This is a genomic window from Patulibacter medicamentivorans (genome assembly GCF_000240225.1).
GTDB classification, from domain to species: Bacteria; Actinomycetota; Thermoleophilia; order Solirubrobacterales; family Solirubrobacteraceae; genus Patulibacter; species Patulibacter medicamentivorans.
This window is the reverse complement of sequence record NZ_AGUD01000329.1, coordinates 1-1,897: the sequence shown is the minus strand read 5'-3', so window position 1 is coordinate 1,897 and position 1,897 is coordinate 1. Positions and strand designations below refer to the sequence as shown.

Genomic DNA, 1,897 nt, shown 5'->3' with positions numbered 1-1,897 from the left:
GGCCCGGGTCGCCGCCGGCGCCCGCTGGGGCGAGGTGGCCGCGGCCGCGGCCGAGCACGGCCTGGCCGCCCACGCCGGCGCCGCCGACGACGTCGGCGTGGTCGGCTACCTGCTCGGCGGCGGCATCGGGTGGGTCGCCCGCCGCCACGGGCTGGCGGCCGAGGACCTGCTCGCGGTCGAGCTGGTGACCGCCGACGGGTCGCTGGTGCGGGTCGACGCCGAGAACGAGCCGGACCTGTTCTGGGCGCTGCGCGGCGGCGGCGGCGGTCTCGGGGTGGTGACCGCCGTCGAGCTGCGCCTGCACCCGATCGTCAGCGTCCACGCCGGCGCGCTCGCCTGGCCGGTCGAGCGCACGCGCGACGTCCTGCGGGCGTGGCGCGACTGGTGCGAGACGGTGCCCGACGAGGTCACGTCGGTCGGGCGGGTCGTCTGCTTCCCGCCCGCCGCGCCCGCCGACGGCCACGACCCGCTGCCGGCGCGGCTGCAGGGGGGCTCGTTCGTCGTCGTCGAGGCCGCCTGCCTGGCCCCCGCCGCCCGGTCCGACGAGCTGCTGGCGCCGCTGCGCGCGCTCGCGCCGCTGCTCGACACGTTCGCGACGATCGCCGCCCCGGCGCTCGGCGGGCTCCACATGGACCCGTCCGACCCGGTCGGCGCGGTCAGCGACCACGTGCTGCTGGACCGGCTGCCCGACGACGCGATCGACGCGCTGGTCGCCGCGACCCTCGATGCCGCGCGGCCGCCGCTGGCCTCGGTCGAGGTCCGCCAGCTCGGCGGCGCGCTGGCCGTCGCCCGCGACGGGCAGGGGGCCCAGGGGACGATCGACGCCGCGTTCGCGGTGCTGGCCGTCGCGCTGGTGCCCGACGCCACCGGCGCCGCGGCGGCCGAGCAGCGAGTGGCGGACGTCGCCGCCGCGGTCGCGCCCTGGGGCCACGGGCGCCGCTACCTGAACTTCGTGGACCGCGCCGAGGACTCGGCGCTCGCGTTCCACGACCACTCGTTCCGCAGGTTGCAGGCGGTCAAGGCCGCCTGGGACCCGCAGGACGTGTTCCTCGCCGGCCGCGGATTCGCCGCGGACGGCTCGAGGAGCAGCCCGGGGGGGCATGAGCCCGGGGGGGCTCCGTGACGGCGCCGCGCCCGCTCAGGGCGCGGCGCCGCGCGAGCACGCTCACGCCGGCAGCGGACCGCCGGCGGTCACGATCAGCGCCCCGATCAACCCGGCGCCCAGCAGCGTCGGCACCACCCCGCCGCGCAGCACCAGCAGGACGACGACGGCGGCCGCCAGCAGCAGCGCCTGCCACAGCTCGCCGATCGCCGCCGCCAGCGGCACCGCCGCGCCGAGGATCGCGCCCAGCGCCGCCGGGCCGGCGCCGTCCAGGAACGCCCGCGCCCGCCGATCGCCGCGCAGCCGCCGCAGCCGCCGGCCGCCGATCAGGACGAAGCTGAACGACGGCGCGAAGGCGACCAGGGCCGCCAGCAGCGCGCCGCCGACCCCGGCGGCCGCGTAGCCGACCGCCGCCACCGTGTGGACGACCGGCCCCGGGGTCACCTGGCCGAGCGCGACCGCGTCGAGGAAGCGGCCGTCGGTCATCCAGTGGTGGCGGTCGACGGCGTCGGCCTGCATCAGCGGCACGATCACGAAGCCGCCGCCGTAGGAGAGCGCGCCGACCTTGAACGCGGTCCACGAGAGCGCCGCCAGCCCGCCACTGCCGACCGCCGCCGCGGCCAGCAGCGGCCAGGCGTGGAGGGCCGGACCGGTCGCGCCCGCGCCGCTCCGGGGCGGCAGCCGCCAGGCCAGCTCGAGGGCGCCGCAGCCGACCAGCACGAGCACCAGCCACGGCCCGGCGACCACCGCCGCGACCGCCCCGAGCCCCGTGTAGGCGATCCAGCGCCCGGCGCG

2 protein-coding genes are annotated in these 1,897 nt (G+C 79.5%); one reads left to right on the top strand and one right to left on the bottom strand.

Going from position 1 to position 1,897, the window contains the following annotated elements; translation table 11 throughout:
• Positions 1 to 1,123 (top strand): FAD-binding protein (locus PAI11_RS23375; RefSeq protein WP_138974527.1); only part of this gene is annotated, 1,123 nt, incomplete at its 5' end.
• A 42-nt stretch (positions 1,124 to 1,165) separates the two neighbouring features.
• Here PAI11_RS23375 and PAI11_RS23370 read toward each other — a convergent pair.
• Positions 1,166 to 1,897 (bottom strand): chromate transporter (locus tag PAI11_RS23370; RefSeq protein WP_040601524.1); only part of this gene is annotated, 732 nt, incomplete at its 5' end.